Origin of the sequence: Rhizobium sp. LjRoot258 (assembly GCF_964254185.1) — a bacterium.
GTDB lineage: Bacteria > Pseudomonadota > Alphaproteobacteria > Rhizobiales > Rhizobiaceae > Rhizobium.
This window is the reverse complement of sequence record NZ_CAXUST020000001.1, coordinates 4,016,487-4,033,301: the sequence shown is the minus strand read 5'-3', so window position 1 is coordinate 4,033,301 and position 16,815 is coordinate 4,016,487. Positions and strand designations below refer to the sequence as shown.

15 protein-coding genes and 1 tRNA gene are annotated in these 16,815 nt (G+C 61.4%); 6 read left to right on the top strand and 10 right to left on the bottom strand.

Annotated elements, in window-relative coordinates:
- Window positions 1-57: 57 nt before the first annotated feature.
- Window positions 58-942 carry a formyltetrahydrofolate deformylase gene (gene purU, locus ACSQ9D_RS19750; RefSeq protein ID WP_436283562.1) on the bottom strand — a complete coding sequence of 295 codons (885 nt, stop codon included), beginning with the start codon at window positions 940-942 and terminating at the stop codon, window positions 58-60.
- 356 nt (window positions 943-1,298) lie between these two features.
- On the opposite strand from purU, the gene ACSQ9D_RS19745 reads away from it, so the two are divergent.
- Complete coding sequence (locus ACSQ9D_RS19745; RefSeq protein WP_436283561.1) at window positions 1,299-1,631, top strand: hypothetical protein; 333 nt, start codon at window positions 1,299-1,301, stop codon at window positions 1,629-1,631.
- A 260-nt stretch (window positions 1,632-1,891) separates the two neighbouring features.
- Here ACSQ9D_RS19745 and ACSQ9D_RS19740 read toward each other — a convergent pair.
- A tRNA-Leu gene (locus ACSQ9D_RS19740) sits at window positions 1,892-1,978 on the bottom strand.
- Between the two features lie 177 nt (window positions 1,979-2,155).
- On the opposite strand from ACSQ9D_RS19740, the gene ACSQ9D_RS19735 reads away from it, so the two are divergent.
- Window positions 2,156-2,584, top strand: coding sequence for a BA14K family protein (locus ACSQ9D_RS19735; RefSeq protein WP_436283560.1), 429 nt, complete (start codon window positions 2,156-2,158; stop codon window positions 2,582-2,584).
- 51 nt (window positions 2,585-2,635) lie between these two features.
- Here the strand turns inward: ACSQ9D_RS19735 and ACSQ9D_RS19730 are convergent, their stop codons facing one another.
- Complete coding sequence (locus tag ACSQ9D_RS19730) at window positions 2,636-2,932, bottom strand: SelT/SelW/SelH family protein (protein WP_436283559.1); 297 nt, start codon at window positions 2,930-2,932, stop codon at window positions 2,636-2,638.
- A 117-nt stretch (window positions 2,933-3,049) separates the two neighbouring features.
- Here ACSQ9D_RS19730 and ACSQ9D_RS19725 point away from each other — a divergent pair, with 117 nt between their 5' ends.
- Window positions 3,050-3,793: a type 1 glutamine amidotransferase gene (locus tag ACSQ9D_RS19725; protein WP_436283882.1), complete on the top strand. Its 744-nt coding sequence runs from the start codon at window positions 3,050-3,052 to the stop codon at window positions 3,791-3,793.
- Between the two features lie 42 nt (window positions 3,794-3,835).
- Here the strand turns inward: ACSQ9D_RS19725 and ACSQ9D_RS19720 are convergent, their stop codons facing one another.
- The 6 genes from ACSQ9D_RS19720 to ACSQ9D_RS19695 all read right to left on the bottom strand — a co-directional run bounded on the left by ACSQ9D_RS19720 (window position 3,836) and on the right by ACSQ9D_RS19695 (window position 11,402).
- Window positions 3,836-5,749, bottom strand: a complete 1,914-nt coding sequence (locus tag ACSQ9D_RS19720) for a glycoside hydrolase family 127 protein (RefSeq protein ID WP_436283558.1) — start codon at window positions 5,747-5,749, stop codon at window positions 3,836-3,838.
- Window positions 5,750-5,774: 25 nt separating this feature from the next.
- Complete coding sequence (locus ACSQ9D_RS19715) at window positions 5,775-6,638, bottom strand: carbohydrate ABC transporter permease (protein ID WP_037115175.1); 864 nt, start codon at window positions 6,636-6,638, stop codon at window positions 5,775-5,777.
- Window positions 6,635-7,552, bottom strand: a complete 918-nt coding sequence (locus tag ACSQ9D_RS19710; protein WP_436283557.1) for a carbohydrate ABC transporter permease — start codon at window positions 7,550-7,552, stop codon at window positions 6,635-6,637. The genes ACSQ9D_RS19715 and ACSQ9D_RS19710 overlap by 4 nt, the downstream gene beginning before the upstream one ends.
- A 76-nt stretch (window positions 7,553-7,628) precedes the next feature.
- Window positions 7,629-8,867 carry an ABC transporter substrate-binding protein gene (locus tag ACSQ9D_RS19705; RefSeq protein ID WP_436283556.1) on the bottom strand — a complete coding sequence of 413 codons (1,239 nt, stop codon included), beginning with the start codon at window positions 8,865-8,867 and terminating at the stop codon, window positions 7,629-7,631.
- Window positions 8,868-8,910: 43 nt separating this feature from the next.
- Window positions 8,911-9,933 (bottom strand): LacI family DNA-binding transcriptional regulator, encoded by a 1,023-nt coding sequence (locus ACSQ9D_RS19700; RefSeq protein WP_436283555.1) that lies wholly within the window; start codon window positions 9,931-9,933, stop codon window positions 8,911-8,913.
- 179 nt (window positions 9,934-10,112) lie between these two features.
- A complete protein-coding gene (locus ACSQ9D_RS19695; protein WP_436283881.1) occupies window positions 10,113-11,402 on the bottom strand; it encodes an ABC transporter substrate-binding protein in 1,290 nt (429 codons plus the stop codon).
- 141 nt (window positions 11,403-11,543) lie between these two features.
- On the opposite strand from ACSQ9D_RS19695, the gene ACSQ9D_RS19690 reads away from it, so the two are divergent.
- From ACSQ9D_RS19690 to ACSQ9D_RS19680, 3 genes are read left to right on the top strand one after another with little or no spacing between them, the layout of a single operon-like run.
- Entirely contained in the window at window positions 11,544-12,563 is a 1,020-nt protein-coding gene (locus ACSQ9D_RS19690) for a LacI family DNA-binding transcriptional regulator (RefSeq protein WP_436283554.1), read from the top strand.
- Window positions 12,564-12,580: 17 nt separating this feature from the next.
- Window positions 12,581-14,437 carry a DUF2264 domain-containing protein gene (locus ACSQ9D_RS19685; RefSeq protein WP_436283553.1) on the top strand — a complete coding sequence of 619 codons (1,857 nt, stop codon included), beginning with the start codon at window positions 12,581-12,583 and terminating at the stop codon, window positions 14,435-14,437.
- Window positions 14,434-15,444 (top strand): hydroxyacid dehydrogenase, encoded by a 1,011-nt coding sequence (locus ACSQ9D_RS19680; RefSeq protein WP_436283552.1) that lies wholly within the window; start codon window positions 14,434-14,436, stop codon window positions 15,442-15,444. The genes ACSQ9D_RS19685 and ACSQ9D_RS19680 overlap by 4 nt, the downstream gene beginning before the upstream one ends.
- On the opposite strand, the gene ACSQ9D_RS19675 is transcribed toward ACSQ9D_RS19680, so the two are convergent.
- Window positions 15,441-16,715 carry a Gfo/Idh/MocA family protein gene (locus tag ACSQ9D_RS19675; RefSeq protein ID WP_436283551.1) on the bottom strand — a complete coding sequence of 425 codons (1,275 nt, stop codon included), beginning with the start codon at window positions 16,713-16,715 and terminating at the stop codon, window positions 15,441-15,443. The two genes, ACSQ9D_RS19680 and ACSQ9D_RS19675, sit on opposite strands and share 4 nt — an antisense overlap.
- Window positions 16,716-16,815 lie beyond the last annotated feature (100 nt).

Sequence of the window (16,815 nt, the reverse complement as noted above, 5' to 3'; positions counted from 1 at the left end):
CTTGCCACCGGCAAGCGAGGGGATCGCAGTCGCTCAACGGCAAAGCCGCCGCAGCTGTCAGCCCATGCGCTCGGAAGCATAGCTGCCCGGGCTTGCGGGGAATACGATGGTGCGGTTGCCGTTCAGGAAAACGCGGCGATGGATATGGGCATGGATGGCACGCGCCAGCACCTGGCTCTCGACGTCGCGGCCGATAGAGACATAGTCGTCAGCGCTCTGAGCGTGGGTGATGCGGGCAGTATCCTGCTCGATGATCGGACCTTCATCGAGATCCGCCGTCACATAATGGGCCGTGGCGCCAATGAGCTTCACGCCCCGCTCATAGGCCTGCTTGTAAGGGTTGGCACCCTTGAAGCTCGGCAGGAAGGAGTGATGGATGTTGATGATCTTGCCCGACATTTTGCGGCACATGGCGTCGGAAAGAACCTGCATGTAGCGGGCGAGCACGATCAACTCGGTGCCGGTCTGATCCACGAGATCGAGGAGCTGTGCCTCGGCCTGCGGCTTGTTTTCCTTCGTCACCTTGATGTGGTGGAACGGGATATCATGATTCACGACGACCTTCTGATAGTCGAAGTGATTGGAAACCACGCCGACGATATCGATCGACAGCGCACCGATCTTCCAGCGGTAGAGCAGGTCATTCAAACAGTGGCCGAAGCGGGACACCATCAGAAGCACCTTCATGCGGCTGGCGCCATCATGGATTTCAGCATCCATCTCGAATTTCTCGGCGACCGGCTTGAAGCCTTCTTTCAGCGCCGCAAGGCCCACACCTTCTTCGGAAATGAAGCTGACACGGGTGAAGAACCTGCCGGTATCGAGGTCGTCGAACTGCGACGAATCGACGATGTTGCAGCCCTGATCCGCCAGATAGTTCGCGATCGCTGCCACGATCCCCCGCGTCGACTTGCACGTCACCGTCAATACATAGCTCGTCATGTGTCCGTCCTTGTTGCGGCGCCTGCTGGCCGGCCTGCTTAGATCATAGCGAAAGTCACGGATAGAACACCGTGCCTTCATTCGTGCAACTATCTGCAGGAGAAACCGTCAGAAGCTTGCAGGCTCTCGCGTCTCCCCGTCGCGACCAACTTACGGCAGAGCGCGCAAAACTCCGTTCCGCTTGCGTCGTCAAGACGCGTATCCCCGCCGTACAACACACGGCAGGGAAATCGCCTCGGCGAAGTCACGCTTTCGAGATGATGGCCGACAGAGCGATCCGATTGCTTGATGTGGATCGCCGCCGCGCCTACATCCGTGGGAGAAGATGAAGTCCAGAAATCTGGCGAGGCGACGAGATGCGGTTCGCAAAGGTGTTGTTGATAGCCACGGCAGCCGGCGCAAGCCTAGCGCCGGGAGCGAGCTTCGCGGCGGACTGGCGGCGTGCTGGCGAAACCCAGGCCCACTCGGTCTATCCCTACGCAAACCTGCCGGGGGTCAAGGCGCAGCCGGATCCGAAGGACGAGGAACAGTATAACTGCCGGACGGAGACGCGGCCACTTCGCCGCGGATACGACAAGATCTTCCGGACTGGCGGGCTGCCGACCCTTGTCTACGTCTGCGATCGTGACGGCGTGGAGAGCACCGGCACGCAGGTGCCGCTACGGGGACACTATCAGCCGGTCCGCTGAGGTTATTGGCTGCTCGGCCAAAATGGCGCGCGATCGGGTAGTCGATATCCACCCTCGGACGCGGCAATGATCGCGCTGACAGGACCGCGGCGGCGACCGGCCCATCGCCTCGGGGCGACAGCCCGCTTTCGTGAATCGCGATCGCAGCTGTTACTACAATCGGCAGCCTGATCGGGCGTCGATGCCTACGCTAGCAATGTAGATCCAGGAAGAAATAGGAAGCCGTTGGTATCGGCTTTCACTTTGCATTTATTAGGGAATGGTGCCCAGAAGAGGACTCGAACCTCCACACCCTTTCGGGTACCAGCACCTGAAGCTGGCGCGTCTACCAATTCCGCCATCTGGGCGACGGAGAGCCATGTACGGGGGTGGCCTCTTGCTGTCAACAGGGTTTTTGAAGTTTTCCTGACAGGCAGCAAAAAAGTCTTTGATGCCGGTGTATGCTGACGACGGCACAATCTGAGGAGGCGGCGATAGTGATCGGCGCAAGGCGCACTATATACGCAGCAAGAAAGGATCGTCCGATGCCAGGTCTTCACAATCTCTGCCTGATCGCGCTTTTCTCCCTGTTGCCCTACGCGGCGGTTGCGATGCCGCTCGGCGTATTTTCAGCCCCCGCCCGCGAATCGGACATCGTCCGTGTGGGGTCGACCATGTGCGATGCGCGCGGCTGCTTTACCTTCGGGCCGGTGCAGTCGTTCCGCCCATCCTATGTGCAGCCAAACTACCGACCGCCGACCGCCACAGGCCCAACTTACTATCGACCGGCCGCACGGGGACCCGCACCGCTCTACTACGATCCACCGCCCGTGCGCACGGTGCAACCGAAGGCACAGGGACGACAGTTCCATGTGGATTGGTGCCGAAATCAGTATCGGAGTTACAATCCTAAGACCGACCGGTTCGTGACGTTTGAGGGCATCTACAAAACCTGCAATTCGCCGTACGACTAGAGGGAGGATTCAGATTCTAGGCCGATGGCCTAAAATCATCCTGATCTAGGCTCAGCTTTCCAGCGAGGCGCGATCGACGTGGCCGAGGTCGCGGCCGGGCTCGATGATATCGCGGACGCGTTGCTTCAGTTCCTTTGGACCTGGAAAGCCGCCGTCGCGCTTGCGCTCCCAGATCAGGTCGCCATCGACACGGATTTCGAAATTACCGCCCGTCCCGGGAATGAGCGCCACTTCGCCGAGACCGTCAGCGAAGGTCTGCAGAAGCTCCTGCGCCATCCAGCCGGCACGCAGCAGCCAGTTGCATTGGGTGCAGTAGAGGATCGTCACGCGGGCTTTCTTGTCGCTCATGTCAGGTTTCCTTTCGTCATGCCGGTTTACGAACTGCCGTTGCGTGGCGCAATCCATATTGCAATCGCGCAGCGCTTGGTGTTCCTCTCCGTGTCGAAGATCGTATTGGAGATGCTGATGCGGGTCGCCGTCATCGAGAACATGAAAAGCACGCCGCTCGGCTCGCTGGGCGTGGCACTGGCGGAGGCCAAAGCAGAGGTCGAGCGCTTCCACCCGTGGATCGACGGCAGATTATCCACCAGTATTGCCGATCATGACGCGCTGGTGGTGCTCGGCGGCGAGCAGAACGCGATCGATGATGAGACCTATCCGTACCTGCCGGCGCTTGCGCAGCTGATGCGCGGCTTTGCCGAGGCAGACAAGGCGGTGCTCGGCATCTGCCTCGGCGCGCAGATCCTGGCGCGTGCCTACGGCGCGGAAAACCATTTGAATGCCGGATTGGAGTTCGGCTGGCACGCGGTCAGCAAGTCCAGGGATGGCCGGGCGGACCCGTTGCTCTCCGGCCTCGCGGATGATTTCACGACGTTCCAGTGGCACAGCGACACCTTCACGCTGCCGAAGGGCGCCAAGCGCCTTGCGCTCAGCAGCCTGACGCAGAACCAGGCGTTTCGCGTTGCACGCGCAGCCTATGGCACGCAGTTCCACTTCGAGGCCAGCGCATCGGTGATCGATAGCTGGAAAGCCGAATTTGCCGCATCGATCGAGCAGATGGAGCCCGGCTGGCATGAACGATACGTGGCGCTTGCCGCCGGCCATGCGAGCGAATCTGATGCGAGCGGCCTTGCCATCGGTCGCAATTGGGTGCGCATGATCCAAGCCGAGGCACGGCCGTCCTTCAAGGAAGTCGCCGCCGCTAGGTAGCACGGGCGACGACCATTGTGAACGAATACGACATGGCCGGCGCTACGTCGCGGAACGGATCCAGACAAGCATTTCGCCTGGCGCGCGATTGTCCCACAGATGGTACGGCACGAAGCGAACCGTCGCCTTCTCGGCCACCGGCGGCTTGGTCCGATAGAGCGTCGCGCCCCAATCCGACTCATCCTTCGTGACTGGAATGTCGAGCGCAACCGCACCGCCGAGCTCGGGGATTTCCGCGGTCTTCGCCGCGATGTCCTCGCCAAGCCGGATGCCGTTCAGGCCCGCGCCATTGTCGGTCGCCTCCACGCAATAGACGAGCGGGCCACGCAACAGTGCAGCGCGTCCGGCATCCTGCCGCACCAGCGGGTTTGCCCAGAGGGCGCGCGCTTCCAGCGGGATGTTCAGATCGATCTTGTCGCCATCGCGCCATTCGCGTTCGATGCGGGCGTAGCCATCGACTTCGACTGAACCGAGATCGATCGTTTCGCCGTTGACGGCCAGTCTCGCGCCCTTTGCCCATTCCGGGATGCGCAGCGAAACTGCGAAATGCGCCGGCTTGCTCGTCTTGACGTCGAAGTGAACGGCGCCGTGCCAGGGGTAGCGGGTCTTCTGCGCCAGCTCGACGTTGGTGCCGGCAATTTCGAACCGCGCGCTTCCCTCGCCGTAGAGGTGAACGGCGATCTCGTCTTCCGCCACCCCATACATGTAAGAGCCGATCGAGGCGAGCAGGCGGGCAATGTTCGGCGGGCAGCAAGGGCAATGGTGCCAGGTCCAGCGATGGTGCTTGCCGGCACTTTCCAGCGGGTTCTCGTAGAAGAACGTCTTGCCGTCGAGCGACAGGCCGGCCATGGCGCCATTGTAGAGCGCCTGCTCCATGATATCGGCATAGCGCCGGTTCGGGCCACGTCCGAGCATGCGGTTCGCCCAGAATACCAAACCGACTGAAGCGCAGGTTTCGGCGTAGGCGCTTTCGTTCGGCAGATCGTAGTAGTCGGTGAAGCCCTCGTTCGCGGCTGCCGGCCCGATGCCGCCGGTGACGTACATCTGCTTGGTCGTCAGGTCGTCCCAGAGCGTCTCGAGCGCCCCGGTCAGGCTGTCGTCATTGTACTCCGTCGCGATGTCGGCCATGCCGGAATAGAGATACATTGCGCGCACGGCATGACCGACGACCTTCTTCTGCTCGCGAACCGGCTCGTGCGCCTGGCCGTATTCATATGTCTTCTGGTGGAAGTCGGCGGCGTTGCGACCATCGCGGATCGCTTCTTCGGTGAAGAAATTGGGCTCGGTGCCACGCTCATCGATGAAGAACTTGGCGAGGTCCAAATACCTCTTCTCGCCCGTCACGCGGGCGAGCTTGACCAGCGCCAGTTCGACCTCCTCGTGACCGCAATAACCAGGGATCTTGCCAGGTCCGTGGCCGAAGACGGAAATCATGTAATCGGCAAAGCGGCACATGATGTCGAGCAGCTTGCGCTTGCCGGTGGCCTGATAATAGGCAACGGCGCCCTCAATCAGATGGCCGGCGCAATAGAGTTCGTGATGATCGCGCAGGTTGGTCCAGCGGCGATCGGGCTGAACCCGCTGGAACCATGCGTTCAGATAACCGTCCTTGTCCTGCAGCTTCTCATACATGTCGATGATGGCGTCGACGCGGGCTTCCAGAGCGGGATTGGCGCGGCGATAGAGCGAGTAGGCAACCGTCTCGATCGACTTACCGAAATCGCTGTCCCAGAACATCTGCGTAGAACCACCCCATGGGCCGATCGGGATCACGATTCCGGGACTCGGCTGGTCGACATCGATCGCACCTAGCATCCCTGCCTGGACGCAACGGTCGAGCAGCGTTTCGGCAGTGGAATCACAGATCGCGTCCTGGCGCTCGCCGAATAGCCCATGCACATCGACATCAGGCACGGGCAGCGGACGAAACTGGCGGTCTCTTTTCAACTTGTTCATGGCGTGATCCATCTCTCTTGGGAAGTCATTTCACCGCGCCGGCCATAAGCCCGCGCATGTAGTAGCGTTGCAGAAGCAGGAAGACGATGAGGCAGGGGATCGTCATGACAGCGACACCCGCCTGCACGGCGCCCCAGTTGATCGCCCCGAGACGGCCAGCGCGAACCGCCATCATCAGGACAGGCAGCGTGTATTTCTCGTTGCTCGAAAGCAGCACGAGCGCGGCCAGGAATTCGTTCCAGGCATTGAGGAACGCAAAGATCGCCACCGTGGCCACGCCCGGCAGCACGAGCGGCAGCAGTACCAAAACCAGCATCTTCAGATCATGGGCGCCGTCGATGCGAGCCGCCTCCTCGATCTCCTTCGGCACGGCGTCGAAGGCATTGCGCATCATGAAGACCGAGAACGGCAACTGCAGCGTCACGTAGACCAGCGTCAGACCGAAGAGCGAGTTGTTGAGCCCGAGCTTGGCGAGGATGATGAAGAGCGGCGTGAGGATCGATTGGAATGGGATCATCAGCGTCGCGATGATCAGGATGAAGAAGACATTCTTCAGCGGGAAGCGATAGCGCGAGAAACCATAGCCGGCGAGCAGGCTGATCACGACCGTCAGCACGACCGTCGCAAGCGACACGATGAGTGAATTGAGGGTGTGCTGCCAGATGCCGGCACCGAAACTGTCGAGCGAGCGATAGGAATCGACGCTGATGCCGTTCGTCGGCCATGGCGGCAGCGGTGGCAGGCGCGCCTCCGTGCCATGCCGGAACGAGGCGAGCAGCGTAATGACAAACGGAGCGAGAAAGAAAATGGCAACGGCTATGCCGGTGCCGTGATAGGCGACCTGACCGCGGATTTCACGGCTTCTCCTGCGACCGGTGACGAGGCTCATGGGCGCTCCTCTCCGACACGCAGCAGCCAGAGCTGCACGACGCTGATGACCACGAGAATGGCAAGAAGCGCAATCGACAGCGCCGCGCCGTATCCGAGATTGAAGGACACGAAAGACTGGTTGAAGATGTAGTAGACGACAGAGATCATACGGTTTTGCGGTCCGCCTGAGGTCATGATGTAAAACTGATCGAAGGCGAGGATCGACCCCGTCACGGAAATGATCAGTGCGAGCGCGATCGTCCTGCGCATCAGCGGCAATGTCAGAAAGCGGAAACGCTGCCACCAGCTTGCCCCGTCGACGACGGCGGCCTCCGTCAGATCGGTGGGGATCGCCTGCAGGCCCGTCAGCAGGATGATCATTGTAAAGCCGGCTATCTTCCACACGACCATGACGCAGATGGTCAGGAATGCACTGTCGAACGTGGCGAGCAGATTGGGGCTCTTCTCGACAAGTCCGAGCGCTTTCAAGGCGGGACTGATGAAGCCGCTGTCGACATTGGCAAGCCACACCCAAAGCAGCGACGCCGACGCCAGACCGACCACGACGGGCAGGAAGATGATGGTGCGGTAGGTACTGACAAATGCCCGCTGCCGCTCGACGAAAAGAGCAAGCGGAAAGGCGACCGCGAAGATGAGGATCGTCACGATGACCGTATAGTAGGCTGTGAAGTTCAGCGCCGCGACGAAGCGGCCGTCATTGAACATGCGAAAGTAGTTGTTGAAGCCAATCCAGCGCGAGGCACCCATCAGCGGCCAGTTGTGAAGGCTCATCCAGGCGGTGAAGCCGACCGGCAGCACAAAGAACACGATCACCAAAAGCATCGCCGGAGCGATATAGAGGAGGCCGGTCCATTCCGGTCGTGGGGCATGTCTGCGCACGCATGCTGTCTGCTTTTGACCCGTCACGGTCATCGAAACACTCCGCATCATTCCTGATAAAAATCGGCCGGAGGACTGCCACCACCCTCCGGCCACGGCCGTTGGGAGATTATTGGCCGCTGTCGATAATCGACTGCATCTCCGACTGCGCGTTCTTAAAGGCGCCGTCGACGTCGTCACCGAAGATGGCGGCGTTCGTAAAGGTCGCCCACGGACCGTTGGCGCTGTTGATCAGATCGTTGAACTGCAGCGTGTAGGGTGTCTTCGCGACCGATATGGCCTTCAGGCCGACCTGCATCCTCGAATCAAGGCCTTCGAGCACCTTGTCGGCGATGTCACCGCGGGTTGGCAGGCTGCCGTACTTCGCCATGATCTTCTGACCGTCCATCGAATAGATGTATTCGAGGAATTCCTTCACGGCATCGATCTTCTTCGTGCCCTTGGTGATGACGAAGTTGTCGCCACCGGCGAAGGAGGACGGATTGCCGTCAACGCCCGGAATGAGCGTCACGCCGAAGTCGATGTCGGGATGCTCGGTAACAAGCGTGCCGATCGCGAATGCGCCGAGGCTCTGTTGGCCGATCTTGCCGTTGGTGAAGCTCAGGAAGTTGGCACCGTTGTCGCTGGCAGCACTTGCCGGGACAACGTCCTTCTTCACCATGTCGCGATAGTAGTCGACGGCCTTGCGCATCTGCGGGGTGTCGAGCGTCGCCGTTTTGCCATCGGCCGACAGGATATCAGCGCCTGCGCCCCAGGTGAGCGGCGTGAACGTGAAGATCATGCAGCCACCGCAACCGCCGCCGGAGAAGTAGAAGCCGTAGGTGTCGTCACCCAGCTTGCGGATCTTCTCGGCGTTGGCAGTGATTTCCTCCCAGGTCGCAGGCGCCTTTTCAGGATCGAGGCCCGCCTTCTTGTAGAGGTCCTTGTTCCAGGCAAAGACCGAGGTTTCGACCGAAAGCGGCAGGCCATAGACGCGATCCTGATAGGTGCCGAGGCGCACGTGCGACGGCGACAGCGAATTGAAATAGGGCAACTTCTTTGCCCAGTCCGTCAGGTCTTCCAACTGTCCCGCAGCGGCAAAGGCCGGATTGTAGATGAGATCCATCGACAACGCGTCCGGCGCCTGGCCTCCAGCGATTGCCGTTGCGTATTTCTGGACAAGTTCCGAGAACGGCACCTCGGTCGCGACAACCTGGTTCTCGTGGCTGGAATTGTAGGCTTCGACGACCTTCTTGAAGGACTCGCCGATACCGGAACGGACCCACATTTCGACGTTCTCGGCGGCCGATGCTCCGGACACCAGACATAGGGTGGCAACGCTTGTCGCAGCCAACAGACGCTTAATCATGGCACTCCTCCCAAAATTGGCGCATCTCCTCCGCGCCGGTTCCTCATCTCCTGGGGCTTTGGGCCCCGCATGACTGCCGCACCACGAGGCGGCACGGCAATTTCCTGACGCCAGGTTCCACCGGGCGCCCCTCGGCCAGCGCCAAAACCGTCAACCCGGCTTGGCGCCCCAGTTCCTTCAACTCCATATCGACGGAGGTGAGCGGCGGCCGCGTCTGGCCGGCGACAATCTCCCAATTGTCGAACCCGACCACGGAAACATCCTCCGGCACGCGAACACCGCGCTCGCGCAGCGCATCGACAGCGCCACGGGCGATCTGATCGTTTCCGCAGAAGATCGCGTCCGGCTTTTCGCCCTCTCCGTTCCAGATCTTCGCGATGGCCTCGTGGCCCCAGGCTTCCGCCCAATGGCCGAACATGACGAGGCCCTCCCCGCCGATGACATCGCGGTAGGCGCCCGTGCGCTCGCGAACCGAGAAGAAGTCTTCCGGCCCCGTGATATGCGCGATCCGCCGACGGCCCATCTTCACCAACCACTCCACGGCGAGCCGTGCGCCCTGCGCGTCGTCGGAGCGGAAGGTAACGCTTGCCGGCGTCCCCTCGGTGAAAGCGTAGACGACGGGGACAGGCAGGTTCGACAGATCGACCGGAAGCTGCCGGTCCAAGCGTTTTCCGGTCGCTATGATCCCGTCCACCTGCTTTTCCAGCATGGCATCGACATGGATCTGACCAAGCGACGGATCGTCTTCAATCGCGCAGAGAAAAACAGATACGCCGTGATCGACGAGCGCTTCGGAAATGCCGGCCATCACCGGCAGCGTGAAGCGCCCGTAGGTGTCGTTGGTCAACAGGCCGATGGTGAAACTGCGCTTGCTCAGGAGGCCCCTGGCGAGTGCATTGGGGCGGAAGCCGACTTCGCCGGCAATGCGCTTTACGCGCTCGCGGGTCTCGGCGCTCATGCGGCCGGTTTCATTCAGCGCCTTCGAGGCCGTGGAAATACTGACCCCGGCCGCCGCTGCGACGTCGTGGATGGTGATCCGGCCTCTTTTTCCTCCCGCGACGTTCACCGCGCGTCTCCTCATTTGCGATGAGAAAAGCTTTTCCCAACTTCATCGTCAAGTGGGAAAAGGTTTTCTCATCGCAAAAATCATACGATTGTCATCAAGGTATTCGGGGAACGCTGGCGACAAAGAAAATCGCGACAGACCAATGCCCGCCGCGATCCAAATGCTTTGTCGATGTGCGATCAGCCCTTGATCGTCGCCTTGCCTTCTTCCAGGAGACGTGCCGCGGCTTCGGCCGGAGTTGTCCGCTCGAATGCAAGTTCATCGGCAATCGGACGGAAGACGCGCTGGTCGAACTGCGTCGAGCCGAGCGGTGCAGGCGCCGGATATTCGCCCACCTGATCTTTCAGCAGGTTTACGTACTTCACGGTGTCTTGCTCGGTCGGATTAAGGTGAGGGAGAATCGCCTCCCGCACAGTCGGCGACATGGGCACGCCGCGCTCCACGCCAAGGATCTTGCCGGCTTCCACGTCATTGACAAAGAAATCGATGAACTTGGCCGCGGCCTCGCCGTTCTTCGTCGTCCCGCCAATACTCCAGATCAATGCCGGGCGATAGTAGTGCCCGGACGGGCCGCCCTTCTTTTCACGCGGCAGGAGCGTGATTGCGAGCTTGTTCTTGGAAATCAGCTGATAGCCGACGAGTTGGTTGGAATAGGCCATGCCCATCGCCGACTTGCCGAGCGCAAGGCAGTTCGTGTCGATCGTGTTCTGGTCGAGCGTCTGGACATCGGCTGCGACCGTGCCGCCCTTCTTGCGCAGATCTTCCCAGTAGGTAAACCAGGCTGTTGCGTCATCCACATTGAAGCCGAGCTTGCCATCGGCATAGAGGCTTTTGCCGCGCTGGCGCAGCCAGGCGTCGAAGACGTAGGCGTAGCGCGCGCCGTACGGGCCGCCCCAGTAATTGTCCTTGCCTCCGGCCTTTGTCAGCTCGACCGCGAGCTTGGCATACTCATCCCAGGTCAGATCCGCCGTCGGCACCGGAATGCCTGCCTTTTGGAACGCTGTTTGATCGAAGAACAGCGCGAAGGAGTTGAGGCCGAGGCCGACACCATAGAGCTTGCCGTCCACCGTCGTCAGCTTCAGCATGTCCTTGCCGAAGGAATCGACTTTCAGCGTCGAGGGCACGAACTCGTCGAGCGCCAGGCATGCACCGCGCTTGGAGTAATCCGAGATCGTTCCCGGCTCGAGCTGGAAGACGTCAGCAATTGCACGGCCGGCCATCTGGGTGGAGAGTTTTGTCCAATAGCCATCACCGCTCAGCGACTCGCCGACGATCGAAACGCCGGCGTTCTTGCTTTCATAGAGCTTGGCGACATCAAGCGTGCGTTTGGCGCGATCGTTCGATCCCCACCACATCGCACGCAGCTTGGTATCTTCTGCAAAGGCCGGAACAGAGCTTCCGGCGCCGAAGGCCAGCCCGGCAGCGACACCTGCCGAACCCATCAGAAATGAACGGCGATTGACCAGCATGATTTCATCCTCCTCTTTCATCGCCCCGCCATCCTCCAACAGCTCCATGGGCTTATGCGGCGTAGATTACGCAAAAACTTACCCAATGCAACAAATTATCTTTTTCTTGCAAATTTGCGCTATTTGCATAAGCTTCACTCCATGAACGAGATCAAGACGAAAAGACTGAGACAGGCCGACATCGCCACCATGGCGGGTGTGTCTGTATCTACCGTGTCCCGCGTGCTCGCCAACGAGCCAGGCATCAGCGAGAGCGTACGCCAGCACATTCTCAAGGTGGCGGCCGAAAACGGCTACTCGGCACGCACCGCAAACGGTGCGCTGCGTGGCAGCCTGGCGCTGATTGCAAGCGACGGGGTAACGGGCGGGCTCAGCGTCTTCTACGAAGGGATCGTCGAAGGGTTGCGCGCCGGCGCGCTCGATGCCGGCGTTCCCTTCGAAGTGCGGCTGATCCGCGAGAACAGAGCCACACCCGATGTGGTCCACGAGTATATGCAGACGGCCGGCGCCGGTGGTTTGTTCCTGGTTGGGATCGATCCGAGCGCCGACCTGTGCGCGTGGCTCGAGGTCGCGGCAATCCCGACGGTACTGGTCAACGGCACCGATCCGCAGCTGCGGCTCGACGGCGCTTCTCCCTCGAACTTCTACGGCGCATATGAAGCGACGACGCGCCTGCTGAATGCCGGCCACCGCCAGATCCTGCATCTGACGGGCTCGCACCGCAACACCATCCGCGAGCGCGTGCGTGGCTTCAGGGCTGCGATTGCCGAGGTCGAAGGCGCCGAAGGGCGTCTCGTGTCGATGACCTTTCAAGGCAGCGCGATCCATGAGGCGCATGAACTGACAGCCGGCGTGCTTGCAGAGAATGCCGGCTTCACCGCCGCCTTCTGCATGAACGACTTCATCGCCGTCGGCGTTCTCGAAGCCGTGACCGAGGCCGGGCTGCGCGTGCCCGATGACTTCGCCATCGTCGGCTTCGACGATCTTCCCTGCGCGCTGATGACGAATCCGCCGCTGTCAACCATGCGCGTGGATCGCGTGGCGCTCGGCAGGGAGGCGGTCAGTCTCATGGTTGCGCGCTTCAAGGATCGCGCCGCGCCCGCCCGCCAGATTTGCCACGCCGTCGTGCCTATTGCCGGCGGCACCGTTTTGCACTCCTGATATGACGAGCAATGCCGATGACCTATGATCCCGCCAGTGCAAATCCGCTTGCCGACAATCCGCTGAAGACGCGCGAGGACATGTCGCGTGCGCTTCTCAATCTCTTCGATCCGCTGCTGCCCTACTTCTCGGCAGGGAATGCGCGCGTACGCCTCGACGGTGGAGCCGCCCATTTCGACCGCGCGGCGGCCGACCTCGAAGGCTTTGCGCGGCCGCTCTGGGGATTGGCGCCGCTCGGGGCCGGCGGCGGCGAATTTGCGGAGTGGCATCGCTTTGCCGAAGGCATCGCCAATGGCACGGACCCGAAGCATCCGGAATATTGGGGAACGGTCAACGGCCGCGACCAGCGCATGGTGGAGCTTGCGGCGCTCGGTTTTGCGCTGGCGCTCGTGCCGGAGAAGGTATGGGAGCCGCTTGGCGGGCGGGCGCGCGACAACGTCGTCGCCTATCTCAAGCATGCGCGACAGTTCGACTATGCTGACAACAACTGGAAATTCTTCCGCATCTTCGTCGACATCGCGCTCGACCGCGTCGGCGCCAACTTCGACCGCAGCCTGACACGGCAGTATCTCGAGGAGCTCGAAGGCTTCTACATCGGCGACGGATGGTACCGCGACGGCAATGTGCGCCGCATTGACCATTACATCCCGTTTGCCATGCACTTCTACGGCCTGATCTATTCCAAGCTCGTCGATGACGACTACGCAAAGCGCTATCGCGAACGCGCCCTCCTCTTCGCAAACGACTTCAGGCACTGGTTCGGCGCGGATGGGGCGACTATCCCGTTCGGCCGCAGCCTGACCTACCGCTTCGCCTGTGCCGGCTTCTGGTCGGCGCTCGCCTTCGCCGACCTCGAAGCGCTGCCGTGGGGCGAGATCAAAAGCCTTTGCCTGCAGCACCTGCGCTGGTGGAAGGACAAGCCGATGACCAACCGCGACGGCATTCTTTCGATCGGTTTCGGCTATCCCAATCTTCTGATGTCGGAGAACTACAATTCGGCCGGTTCGCCTTATTGGGCCTTCAAGGCGTTCCTGCCGCTGGCGCTCGCTGAAGACCACCCCTTCTGGACCGCCAAGGAAACGGCACCTGCGGAGACGGCAAGAGTCCTGCCGCAGCGCCATCCCGGTATGGTGCTGATGCGCAATGGCGGCGACGTCGTGGCGCTCTCCTGCGGCCAGGAAAACCTGCAGATGCGGTTCGGCACGGAGAAATACGCGAAATTCGCTTATTCCAGCCGCTACGGTTTCAGCGTCGAATCCGACGAACGCAACTTCGCCGGCGCGGCGCTCGATTCGACCCTCGCCTTCAGCGATGACGGCTTGCACTACCGGGTTCGCGAGACCAATCAGGAAGCCAAGCTTGCGGGCGACGTCCTCTACTCGAAGTGGTCGCCATTCCGGGACGTGGAGGTCGAAACCTGGCTGGTGCCGGCAGCGCCCTGGCACGTCCGCGTCCACCGCATCAATTCGCCGCGGCCGCTGCAGACCGCGGAAGGCGGCTTCGCGATCGCGCGCCGCGATTTCGAACTCGATACACTGGTCGCGGACGGCTCGAGCGCCTATGCGATCGGAGAAGGGGATTTCAGCGGCATTCTCGACATCGGCTCGCAAGTGCCGCGCACGGGCCTGACGCAGAAGGCGCCGCCGAATACCAACATGATTATCGCCAAGACGCTCGTGCCGCAGTTGCGCGCAGCAGTACCGGCAGGCCAGACAATCCTGATGACCGCTGTCCTCGCCGCAAACGACAAAGGTATCGTGACCGGCGCCTGGACCACGCCGCCGCAGGCGCCTGACCTTGCCGAGCTCGAAGCGCTCGTCGCCAGCAAGGGCATCAGGGTCAGCGCGATCGAGGCGCCGGGGCAGGTGCCATGACGCGCCCCTCCATCGCGCTTGCGATGCAGCCTTCACGGACCGAGCATGTCCTGCCTGCCGAGACGCTGCGCCGGCTCGGCGAGCTCGGCCACCTTCTCGATCCCCAGCCGCTCCAAAGCTTCGACGGCGATCGCGCCCGGCGCATTCTCGCCGACACTGATATCCTCATCACCGGTTGGGGATCGCCCTATGTCGGGCGCGAGGTCCTTGCAGCGGCTCCACGGCTGCGGCTGGTTGCGCATGCGGCCGGAACCGTCAAAGGGATCGTCGATGAGCAGATCTTCGATGCCGGCATTGCCGTAACGCATGCTGCCGAGGCAAATTCTGTCCCGGTTGCGGAGTTTACGCTTGCGGCGATCATCTTCGCCGGCAAGCAGGTGTTCCGCTTCCGCGACCTCTACGTCGCTGACCGCAACCGCGACCGGACGCACCCCATGCAGCGGTTGGCGATCGGCAACTATCGCCGCACGGTCGGTATTGTCGGCGCCTCGCGCATCGGGCGACGGGTCATCGAGCTGCTGCGGCCATTCGAATACCGAATCCTCCTCTTCGATCCCACCGTCGACATTGCCGAGGCGAGCAGTCTTGGAACCGAGAAGGCGGATCTGCCGACGCTCATGAAGCAATCCGATATCGTCTCGCTGCACGCACCGTCGCTACCGTCGACGCGTCACATGATCGGAGCCGAAGAGCTGTCGCTGATGAAAGATGGGGCCACGCTGATCAACACAGCGCGCGGTGCTCTGATCGACGAAGCCGCGCTCCTGAAGACGCTTGGCGCCGGACGGATTGACGCCATCATCGACGTGACGGACCCCGAGATACCGGAGGAGGCCTCGGCCTTCTACGACCTGCCCAATGTCTTCCTGACGCCGCATATCGCCGGTGCCGTGGGACTGGAGCGCGGACGGCTTGGGGATATGGCAGTCGATGAAATAGAGCGGTTCGTCAAAGGCGAACCGCTCCTCTATCAGATCCTGCGTCGCGATCTGGCACTCATCGCTTAGCCAGCCTTCAGACTTGCCGGCGCGCTGCCCGTGACGATCTCCGGCATCAGGTCGGAGATCTTCACGACCTTGCCGCTGCGTGAGCTGCTCAGGGCGGCGATGCCGCACAGCACAGACATGGCACCGGCGCGCGTCCCGGCCCGCTGGCCAAGCTTGTCTTCCATGCCCTGCTTGAAGATCATGTTGCGCATCCGGTCGTCGCCACCGTAGTGGCCGCCTGGTGAATGCGGCACGACGATCCGCTCGACGGTATCCTTTCCCTTCGGGAAATTGCGAACGAGCAGGATAGTGTCCTGATCCGGCGTTTCCCACGGCTGCTTCTCGTATTGCCGCAGCTCGATACGCCCGTGGGTGCCGTTGAACGCGATATGGTGGCCTTCGATCGGCTGGAAGGTGTTCAGCGAATAGGAGACATGGACGTTGTTCTTGTAGCGGATGCTGACGACCATCGTGTCGGGGATATCGATATCCTCGCGATAGACGCAGCCGTCGCGGAAGTAGCCGTCGATCTTCGACGGATCCTCGTACAGCGAATCGAGAAATGGATCGGCCTCGAGGTCGAGGAAGTAGTCGCACTCCCCCGTATGCGGACAGAGCTTGCAGCGCGGGCCGCGGAATGGCCCCTTGCGCCCGTAATTCTGGAGATCGGCAAAGGAGGTGACGGCATCCGGGTCGCTGTCCAGATACCAGTTCAAGAGGTCGAAGTGGTGCGTCGCCTTGTGCACGAAGAGACTGCCGGAATTTTCGGTATAGGCGTGCCAGCGGCGGAAATAGTCGGCACCATGCTTGGTGTCGAGATACCAGTGGAAGTCGACTGACGTGACGCGACCGATCTCGCCGGCGTTGAGCAGTTCCTTGATCTTGGCGGCCGTCGGCGAATAGCGATAGTTGAAGGAGACATCCACCCGCTTGCCGGTGCGCTTTTCGGCATCGAGGATACGGCGGATCTTGTCGACCGCTGTGGTCATCGGCTTTTCCGTGATGACGTCGATGCCGGCCTCAAGCGCGCGGACGACGATGTCGTCATGCGTATAGTCGGGCGTGCAGACGATAACGAGGTCGACCTGCTGTTCGGCGAGCATGGCGTCGATGTTCTCATAAATCGGCGCATTGCTGCCGATCATCGTGCGGGCGCGCTCGGCACGCAGCGAATTGGTGTCGACGATCGCGACGAGATCCACATGCTCGCGCCAGCCGGCAAGCAGTTCCTTGCCCCACATGGTGGTGCCGCGGTTTCCCGTTCCAATCAAGGCAAAGCGACGTTTCTCCATCGTATGATCCTCCTTCATGCGTCATGAAACGAACAGTGGTCCGGTGCCCAACAAGGTCGCGGCTCCCCAATCTGCAGGCCGTATCAGGCTGTAACTAAAC

Bases quoted from the DNA above. Each gene is read 5' to 3' on its own strand.
- ACSQ9D_RS19695 (WP_436283881.1), bottom strand. From the start codon at position 11,402: ATGCTGGTCAATCGCCGTTCATTTCTGATGGGTTCGGCAGGTGTCGCT.
- ACSQ9D_RS19735 (WP_436283560.1), top strand. From the start codon at position 2,156: ATGCCAGGTCTTCACAATCTCTGCCTGATCGCGCTTTTCTCCCTGTTG.
- purU (WP_436283562.1), bottom strand. From the start codon at position 942: ATGACGAGCTATGTATTGACGGTGACGTGCAAGTCGACGCGGGGGATC.
- ACSQ9D_RS19705 (WP_436283556.1), bottom strand. From the start codon at position 8,867: ATGATTAAGCGTCTGTTGGCTGCGACAAGCGTTGCCACCCTATGTCTG.
- ACSQ9D_RS19730 (WP_436283559.1), bottom strand. From the start codon at position 2,932: ATGAGCGACAAGAAAGCCCGCGTGACGATCCTCTACTGCACCCAATGC.
- ACSQ9D_RS19685 (WP_436283553.1), top strand. From the start codon at position 12,581: ATGACCTATGATCCCGCCAGTGCAAATCCGCTTGCCGACAATCCGCTG.
- ACSQ9D_RS19715 (WP_037115175.1), bottom strand. From the start codon at position 6,638: ATGAGCCTCGTCACCGGTCGCAGGAGAAGCCGTGAAATCCGCGGTCAG.
- ACSQ9D_RS19745 (WP_436283561.1), top strand. From the start codon at position 1,299: ATGCGGTTCGCAAAGGTGTTGTTGATAGCCACGGCAGCCGGCGCAAGC.
- ACSQ9D_RS19680 (WP_436283552.1), top strand. From the start codon at position 14,434: ATGACGCGCCCCTCCATCGCGCTTGCGATGCAGCCTTCACGGACCGAG.
- ACSQ9D_RS19710 (WP_436283557.1), bottom strand. From the start codon at position 7,552: ATGACCGTGACGGGTCAAAAGCAGACAGCATGCGTGCGCAGACATGCC.
- ACSQ9D_RS19675 (WP_436283551.1), bottom strand. From the start codon at position 16,715: ATGGAGAAACGTCGCTTTGCCTTGATTGGAACGGGAAACCGCGGCACC.
- ACSQ9D_RS19720 (WP_436283558.1), bottom strand. From the start codon at position 5,749: ATGAACAAGTTGAAAAGAGACCGCCAGTTTCGTCCGCTGCCCGTGCCT.
- ACSQ9D_RS19690 (WP_436283554.1), top strand. From the start codon at position 11,544: ATGAACGAGATCAAGACGAAAAGACTGAGACAGGCCGACATCGCCACC.
- ACSQ9D_RS19725 (WP_436283882.1), top strand. From the start codon at position 3,050: ATGCGGGTCGCCGTCATCGAGAACATGAAAAGCACGCCGCTCGGCTCG.